6 protein-coding genes and 1 pseudogene are annotated in these 8,184 nt (G+C 69.7%); 4 read left to right on the top strand and 3 right to left on the bottom strand.

What is annotated here, in order from left to right; all coding sequences use genetic code 11:
- Window positions 1-317 precede the first annotated feature (317 nt).
- The gene (locus ABZ260_RS41005; protein WP_355628488.1) at window positions 318-902 is read right to left on the bottom strand and encodes a TetR/AcrR family transcriptional regulator; all 585 of its coding nucleotides are present in this window, start codon (window positions 900-902) and stop codon (window positions 318-320) included.
- A gap of 307 nt (window positions 903-1,209) precedes the next feature.
- On the opposite strand from ABZ260_RS41005, the gene ABZ260_RS41000 reads away from it, so the two are divergent.
- From ABZ260_RS41000 to gndA, 3 genes are all read left to right on the top strand, one after another.
- A complete protein-coding gene (locus ABZ260_RS41000) occupies window positions 1,210-2,469 on the top strand; it encodes a glycosyltransferase family 4 protein (RefSeq protein ID WP_355628485.1) in 1,260 nt (419 codons plus the stop codon).
- Window positions 2,470-2,526: 57 nt separating this feature from the next.
- Window positions 2,527-4,167, top strand: coding sequence for a protein kinase (locus ABZ260_RS40995; RefSeq protein ID WP_355628482.1), 1,641 nt, complete (start codon window positions 2,527-2,529; stop codon window positions 4,165-4,167).
- Window positions 4,168-4,489: 322 nt separating this feature from the next.
- Entirely contained in the window at window positions 4,490-5,920 is a 1,431-nt protein-coding gene (gene gndA / locus ABZ260_RS40990) for an NADP-dependent phosphogluconate dehydrogenase (RefSeq protein WP_355628479.1), read from the top strand.
- A 225-nt stretch (window positions 5,921-6,145) separates the two neighbouring features.
- On the opposite strand, the gene ABZ260_RS40985 is transcribed toward gndA, so the two are convergent.
- Entirely contained in the window at window positions 6,146-6,811 is a 666-nt protein-coding gene (locus ABZ260_RS40985) for a hypothetical protein (RefSeq protein WP_355628476.1), read from the bottom strand.
- 206 nt (window positions 6,812-7,017) lie between these two features.
- Window positions 7,018-7,623 (bottom strand): TetR family transcriptional regulator, encoded by a 606-nt coding sequence (locus ABZ260_RS40980; RefSeq protein WP_355628474.1) that lies wholly within the window; start codon window positions 7,621-7,623, stop codon window positions 7,018-7,020.
- 74 nt (window positions 7,624-7,697) lie between these two features.
- Between ABZ260_RS40980 and ABZ260_RS40975 the strand changes: the two are divergent.
- A pseudogene (locus ABZ260_RS40975) lies at window positions 7,698-8,184 on the top strand (hypothetical protein); the annotation flags it as partial.

Below are 8,184 nucleotides of genomic sequence, written 5' to 3'. Positions count from 1 at the left end.
CCCGCTTTTTCGTGTCAAACCGGCTCGTTTTGAAGCGATTGACTTGATCTTGCAGGTCTTGCTGGAATTCGGCGGCTCCGTTTCCAGAGCAACCCTTCTAACCTACTCGACCGTCTGATTCATGTCGAATCAGACCCCTTTTGGGGACAGATATCCCCTTGGGGCGAAGATCGTTAGAGAGGTTCCCGAAGCCCCGGCGCCACCGCCGTCTCCCTCGGGTCTGGTGAACTGTACGAACCTCGTCCCGCATCGTCAAATCGACCACGCCGTCTTCCCGCACGGTTCGGTGAGCAGCGGGTAGCCGGTGACAGGCGACGTCAGCGGGAGAGCGTGGCCGACATCGTCGCCACGATGACGCTGACCAACCCCTCGACGACTTCGGCCCGGTCCACCTCGGGATGCTCCAGCCACCAGTCACCGGTGGCCTGAACCATACCGACGAAGGCGTGACCCAGTACCTGGGCGCGAACCGGATCGGGCACCGCCGTCTCGGCGGCGATCACCGTGCCGAGTTCCTCACCGAGGCTGCGCACGATGGCGGTCATCTGGGAGTGGGTCCGGCTGTCCTCCGCACCGGCCCGGTAGAAGAGGAACCGGTAGAGGTTCAGGTTGGCCGCGATCATCTCCAGATAGGCGTCGATCGCCGCCCGGGCGCGACTGCGCAGGTCGGCCCTGGCCCGGTCGAACTCCGGGCGCAGCAGGCCGACCACGGTGCGGACATGCCGGTTCGCCAGGGCCTGATAGAGCCCGCTCTTGTCACCGAAGTGCCGGTAGAGGATGGGCTTGGTGACCCCCGCCTCGGCGGCGATCGACGCCATGGACGCCTCGGGTCCCTCACGCCGGATCACCCGGTCCGCAGCGTCGAGCAGCGCTCGACGCCGATCCGGATCCCGTCCGCCCACCGATGCTCCCCTCACACGGAGAGGAACAGCATAGGCCGGGAGCCCCAGCCGAAAGCGCCATGAACGCGAACAGCGGCTCCGGTGGAGTAAGGGATGTGAACTCACTTGGCGAAGGACGGAAGGGACTGATTCACCGGCGGTCCAGGACCGCTGTGGTCCGTACGACGATCTATCGGGCAGTGAGCGGGATTGTCCGATGTGTGCGCTTTAGCGGAAGTGGCTCCGGGAAGGGAGAACGACAGGGAATGCGGGACGGGCGGGGGCTCTCGGCATGTCGGGGAAGAGCGTGAAGACGCGGCGAGCACGGATGGCTGTCAGGCGGGCGGCGTTCGGGGTGCTGCGGGCGCTCAACGCGAGGCGGGCGAGGCGCGCTCCGGCGCCCGACACGAGAACCGTCCGGATCCTGCTGCAGCACGCGTACGGAATGGGCGGCACCATCAGGACCGTGCTCAACCTGGCGGGTCACCTGGCGCGCGAGCGCGATGTTGAGATCGTCAGCGTGGTCCGGACGGCCAGGGAGCCGTTCTTTCCCATCCCGCCGGGCGTGCGGGTGTCGTTCCTGGACGACAGGACCCGGCGGCGAGGCCCGGTGGGGTGGCTGCTGTCGCGCCTGCCGAGCATGCTGATCCCGAGGCAGGAGAACGTCTACCGGGCGGTCTCACTGCTGACGGACCTGCGCATGGTCCGCTACCTGCGATCCATGCGCACCGGCGTGCTGATCTCCACCCGGCCGGGATTCAACCTGATCACCGCCCTGTTCGCGCCACCGGGCGTCATCACCATCGGCCAGGAGCACGTGGCACTCGACGTGCACTCCCCCGAGGTCGTCCGGCTCATCAAGCGGCGCTACGGCAGGCTGGACGCCTTCGTCACGTTGACGCAGGTGGACCTGGAGCACTATCGCAGAGCTCTCAAGACGCCGCCCGGACGGCTGTTGCGCATCCCGAACGCCGTGACCACGCTGTCCGGTGGCGTCTCGAAGCTGGACGAGAAAGTCGTGGTCGCCATCGGCAGGATGGTTCACGCCAAGGGCTTCGACCTGCTGGTGAAGGCGTGGAAGCCCGTCGCCGCGGCGCACCCCGACTGGGTGTTGCGCCTCTACGGGCGTGGCAGGCCCGAGGCCGAGCGGAAGCTCCGCGCCAGGATCGAGGAGGCCGGGCTGTCGGACACGATGCTGCTCATGGGCAGCTCGTCGGAGATCGGCATGGAGCTGGCCAAGTCATCGATCTACGCCGTCAGCTCGCGCTACGAGGGATTCAGCATGACGATCCTGGAGGCGATGAGCAAGGGCGTGCCGGTGGTGAGCTTCGACTGCCCGCACGGCCCCAGGGAGGTCATCGCACACGGGCACAACGGGCTGCTCGTTCCGCCGAAAAAGCCCGCGGCGCTCGCCGAGGCGCTCTGCCGGCTGATCGAGGACCGGGAGCTGCGTGGCAGGCTCGGCGACAACGCGGCGCTGACGGCAGCCGACTACAGCCTCAACGCCATCGGGGCCCGCTGGGACGCGCTTCTGGCGGAGCTCGGTGACGGACATCCCAGCGACCAGAAGCGGCGCCTGCCGGTATAACGCGCGGTTCGTGGGTGAAACTCCGGTAATCTGCCGCTCGTCTTCAGGAGGTGGCAGGTGGCCGGAGCGGGTGCCGTCGCCGTACCGGGCTACGAGGTGTCCGGGGTGCTCGGCCAAGGTGGTTTCGGAATCGTCTACCGGGCCAGGCAGCTGGCGGTGGAGCGTGAGGTCGCGCTCAAGGTGGACAACCGGGTGCTGGTCTCGGAACGGGACCGGCGCCGTTTCATGCGCGAGGTGACCTCGGCGGGCGCCCTCTCCGGCCACCCGCACGTCGCCCATGTCTACGACGCCGGGGTCCTGCCCGATGGGCGGCCGTACATGGTCCTGGAGCTGTGCCCTGGCGGGTCGCTGCTGGACCGGATGCGTGCGGAGGGGCGGCTGCCGCCGGCCGAGGTCACCGACATCGGCATCAAGATCGCCGACGCGCTGTCGGCGGCGCACGCCGCCGGAGTGCTGCACCGCGACATCAAGCCTGCCAACATCCTGATCAACCGGTACGGCAATGCGGTGCTCTCCGACTTCGGCCTGGCCACCATGCCCTCGTCGGGCAGCGAGGTGTCGGTGACCAGGGAGTCCCTCACCCCGGCCTATGCTCCGCCCGAGGCGTTCGAGCTGACCGAACCCGCCCCCGCGGGCGACGTCTACTCCCTCGCCGCCACGCTGTACGCGCTGCTCTCCGGGCGCCCTCCGCGCTTCCCGGAGAGCGGCGTGGTCAACATCGCGGTCATCATGGCCCTGCACCGCCTGCCCGTCCCCGAGATCCCGGGGGTGCCGCCGGAACTGACCGCCGTGCTCAGGGATGCCATGGCCGCCGACCCCGCGCGGCGCACCCCCTCGGTGGCCGCGCTGCGCGACGCCCTCGCGAGCCTGCGCCCGGGGGGTGACGCCCCGGCCTCCCCGCCTCATGCCCCGCGGCCCGTCTCCCCGATTCCCGCCCCTTCCCCCTTGCCGCCGTACGCCACAGTGCCACCGCCGTACGGCACGCCGCCGGTCCAGGGCGGGCCCGGCAGGGAGCCGGTGCGGTCGCATCTGACGTCTCCGGGGGTGAGCGGTACCAAACCGCCCGAGCATCCCGCCTCGTCGAACACGCGGGTCTTCGTCGCGGTGGCGGTAGCCTTCGTGATCCTGCTACTGGCCGGGGCCGGGCTCATGTACATCGAGAATCGCGACCGGACCCCGACCACCTCGCAGCAGTCGGGCCAGCAGGCGCTCCTGGGCGGCGAGAACGCCGGGGACGGCCCGACCTCGGCGTCCGGCGGGTCCGCGGCCCCCAAGGTCCCGGAGGTTCCCACGGTCACGGCGGCCTGTCCCGCCTCGGCAGTCGCGGGTGCGGGGGCCGCGTGCGTGGTGAAGCCCGAGTGCTGGGGCGGCCTCGTCTCGATCGCGGGCGACACCACGGCCAAGCGGATCGGCTGCGAGGAGTCACACGTGTGGGAGACGTACGCGATCGCCCCGCTTCCGCAGGACTCGCTCACCTACGACCTGGCAGCCCTGGAGAAGCATCCGACGGTGCGGAAGGTGTGCTCGGAACAGGTCATGTTCGCCTCCATGTCCGACACCCGCAGCGATCGGCGGAGCAGGTGGCAGGGCACGGTCCTGCCACCCTCCCAGGAGCGGTTCCAGGGTGGGGCACGGACCTACCGGTGTCTGGGCGGCCTCATCGGCTTGGAGACCCCGGGAATCCGCTTCGGCCGGTGAGCCCTCTCGGGGTGGGGTCCGGTCACGTCGCCCCCGCTCCCAACGGGGCCGGAGCCACCCGGAAGCGGACGGTCCGCCGGTCGGCACGGCGCCGACACTCTCTTCGCCCCTTTAGTCAGGGCGGGTGCGGACTGGCATTCTTGACGTGAAGAATTGGATGGAAGCGAAATGTGAACGCTCGCTTCACGATCTGCGTACGTCACAAACGGTGATGGTGCACGGACCGGGTTCGCTCATGCTTTCGAGAAACCCACTACGTGGCATCCTGTCGTGTTTTCTTTCCCGGTCATGAGGACCGAGGTCTCCGAGCTGGAGGTATTTGATGACTCAGGCACAGATCGGTGTGACAGGGCTGGCCGTCATGGGGGCGAACCTCGCCCGTAACCTGGCCAGGCACGGGCATTCGGTAGCGGTGCACAACAGGTCACACCACAGGACCAAGGCACTGGTCGAGGAGCACGGGGACGAGGGGACCTTCGTCCCCTGCGAGACTCCCGAGGAGTTCGTCGCGGCGCTGCAGCGCCCCCGGCGCATCCTGATCATGGTCAAGGCCGGGGCGGCGACCGACGCGGTGATCGAGGAGTTCGCCCCCCTGCTGGAGCCGGGCGACATGCTGGTGGACGGCGGGAACGCGCACTTCCTCGACACGCGCAGGCGCGAGGCCGCGCTGCGCGAGCGCGGCCTGCACTTCGTCGGCGCGGGCATCTCCGGCGGGGAGGAGGGCGCGCTGCTCGGGCCGAGCATCATGCCCGGCGGCTCGAAGGAGTCGTACGAGGCGCTGGGCCCGCTGCTGGAGGACATCGCGGCGAAGGTCGACGGCGTGCCCTGCTGCGCGCACATCGGCCCCGACGGCGCCGGGCACTTCGTGAAGATGGTGCACAACGGCATCGAGTACGCCGACATGCAGCTCATCGCCGAGGCGTACGACCTGCTCAGGCAGGGGCTCGGCCGAACCCCGGCGGAGCTCGCGGACATCTTCGCGGAGTGGAACTCAGGTGAGCTGTCCTCGTACCTGATCGAGATCACCGCCGAGGTGCTCCGCCAGGTCGACGCGGCCACCGGCAGGCCGCTCGTCGACGTGATCGCCGACCGGGCGGAGCAGAAGGGCACCGGCCGGTGGACCGTACAGATCGCCCTGGACCTGGGGGTTCCGGTGAGCGGCATCGCCGAGGCGGTGTTCGCCCGCTCCCTGTCCGGCCACGCCGACCTGCGCGCGGCCGCGCGCGGCCTGCCGGGCCCCTCGGGCGTACCGGCCGGCGCCGTCGGCGAGGACTTCGCCGAGGATGTGCGGCGGGCGCTGTACGCCTCGAAGATCGTCGCCTACTCCCAGGGGTTCGACATGATCAGGGCGGGCAGCGCCGAGTACGGCTGGAACGTCGACCCCGGCGTGCTGGCCACGATCTGGCGGGGCGGCTGCATCATCCGCGCCGTCTTCCTGAACCGCATCCGTGAGGCGTACGCGGCGCCGGACAAGCCGGTCACCCTGCTCGCCGCCCCCTATTTCGCCGAAGCGCTGACCCTGGCGCAGGACTCGTGGCGGCGGGTGGTGGCGAAGGCCGCCGAGCTGGGCATCCCGGCGCCGGGCTTCTCCACCGCGCTGGCCTACTACGACGGGCTGCGGGCCGAGCGCCTGCCCGCGGCCCTGATCCAGGGCCAGCGTGACTTCTTCGGTGCGCACACCTACCAGCGGGTGGACCGCGAGGGCTCCTTCCACACCCTGTGGTCGGGCGACCGCACGGAGATCGAGAGCTGACATCCTCGGCGGGCGGCGGAAGGTCTCGCCGCCCCTCCCGCGGCGGGCCGTTCAGCCACGGCCGCTGCGGTGCCCGGGGTCGTGCGGGTCCGGACAGTGCCGGCGCGGTACGGCCTGCGCCGGGCCGCTCTCCCGGCCACCGGGATCCACCTGACACGAAGACTTCCCCGCCCTGCTGGTGCCCGCAGCGATCAGTGGCCTGGTCGTGCTACGGGCACGCTCCGGTTACGACGCCGAAACCGCCCGGACGTGAGTGAGTGCTCGCCCGGCCCGGGTCAGCCGCCACACCGCCACCGCGAAGGCCGTCCAGACGCAGGTGTTGAGCGATTCCTCAAACCACTGCAGGGTGATGGTCTGCTCCGGCTGCCCGGCGAGCATCCCCATGCTGTAGGTACCGAGGATGTTGAACCCCAGCAGGGCCATCGCCACGGTGTCACCCGACTTCTGGGCCAGCAGGATCATTCGCACGGCGAGCAGCGTCGCCGACGCCGTGGTCACGACGAGCAGCGGCCAGGTCGCTCCGACGCCGGCCGCGGCGACGACTCCGATCAGGGCGAAAGCCACGAACGCCCACAACGGAGCGGTCCTCCTGCCCGCCTCACCGGGACGGACGCTCAGCAGCGCCCAGGCGAGAAGGGTGAAGCCCGGCCCGAGCAGGAAGAACTGGGCCTTGGCCATCCAGACGATGTCCGGCCCGCCCAGGGCCACGATGGTCTTCCAGGTGGCCTTGAGGGCGCCGCCGATCACGACGAGCATCCCCCCGGCCAGTGCGACACGCGTCACCTTCGGTCCGGCGAGGGCGCCGACGCGGGCAACGAGCAGGGTGACACCGGTCGCCATGGCGAGAACCGGCAAGAAGTCCACAAGCGCCAGAGAGAGGGGGTATTCCACGGCACTACCATCCGATTCCCTAGAGGAAACACTGTTTCCAAAGTAGGAACACGTGGCGACGTCTGTCAATGACGGAACCGCGCCGGGCCCGCCCTCCGGCGGGGCAGGAACCCTGCAGCCGCATCGTCATGATCACCTCGCGACGCCCGCGGGCGTGTCGCGGCCGGCTCGGAAGGTCACGCCGCGCGAGGTCTCCGGTGCGGCGTTCAGCCCAGTTTCGGGAGCAGGGCGAACGCGTGGTCGGCGGCGGCGACGGCCGAGAGGTGGGTCCGCTCGGCGGTCTCCCCCTCCACCAGCCTCAGCCAGTTGCGCCGGGCCAGCACCCGCTGGACGGCCAGGACCTGGCCCGCGACGAGTCGTGCGGTGAGCTCGTCGGTGATCTCGGCGAGCGCGGCGGCGAGGGCCTCCTCATCCGAGGCCATGTGGTGGAGCACCCGGGCCGCGAGGCTGGGCGTGGAGAAGACCATCCGATGGTATTCGAGCACCTCGGGGTGGTCGTTGAGCCCCGTCACGGGATCGCGCCGCTCCAGCCCGGCCAGGAAGTGGCGGTGCAGCGCCTCCAGCGGCGCCTCGCCGGCCCGGCGCTCGCGCACGACCCGGGCGGCCTCGCCCTGATGGTCGGAGATGCGGTGCAGGACAAGGTCCTCCTTGGTCGGGAAGTACTTGAAGAGCGTCGGCTTGGAAACCCCCGCCGCCGCCGCCACCTCGGCGACCGACACCTCGTCGAATCCCCTCTCCAGGAAGAGCGCGATCGCCTCCGCCGAGATCGTCTCGTGGACCTGCCGCCTCTTGCGTTCCCGGAGCCCTGTCACGCGTTCCAACCTAACAGAAACGCAACTCGGTTAATATCTTAACCGAGTTAAGCTTTTTGGAAGATGGAGACGCGATGACGGATACCGGACTCGACGACGAGCGTGCCTATCTGGCGGAGTGCGAGGCGGCCATCCGCCGGATGGTCGAGGGCGCGCGCCTGAACGTCGTCATCGGCGAGCGGGTGGCGGGCGACCGCTACAGCGCGGAGCGACTGGGCTACGACCTGAGGAGCCTCGCCAAGGAGCTGGAGGAGCAGCCGGACGGGCCGCCGTTCTTCGGCCGCCTCGACTTCAGCCCCGGCGCCGGTCCGGCCGAGCACCGCGGACAGCGCTACTACATCGGCCGGCGCCATGTCTCCGGTGGCACCGGGCGGGCGCCGATGGTGATCGACTGGCGTGCGCCCGTCTCCACGACGTTCTACCGGGCGAGCGCCCGCGACCCGCAAGGAGTGTCCGTACGGCGCCGTTTCGGCTGGTCCTCGAAGCCGGTCAGGGTGACCGGCTTCCTCGAAGTCCATCGCATCCCCTCAGCTGGGGTGTTGCGACGACCACTAGAACGGA

It is taken from the genome of Streptosporangium sp. NPDC006013 (genome assembly GCF_040614275.1).
Taxonomy (GTDB): Bacteria; Actinomycetota; Actinomycetes; order Streptosporangiales; family Streptosporangiaceae; genus Streptosporangium.
This window is presented reverse-complemented; position numbering and strand designations above follow the sequence as displayed.

What these genes read in the sequence shown, in the direction of transcription:
- gndA (WP_355628479.1), top strand. Translation starts at nt 4,490, where the DNA reads ATGACTCAGGCACAGATCGGTGTGACAGGGCTGGCCGTCATGGGGGCG.
- ABZ260_RS41000 (WP_355628485.1), top strand. Translation starts at nt 1,210, where the DNA reads ATGGCTGTCAGGCGGGCGGCGTTCGGGGTGCTGCGGGCGCTCAACGCG.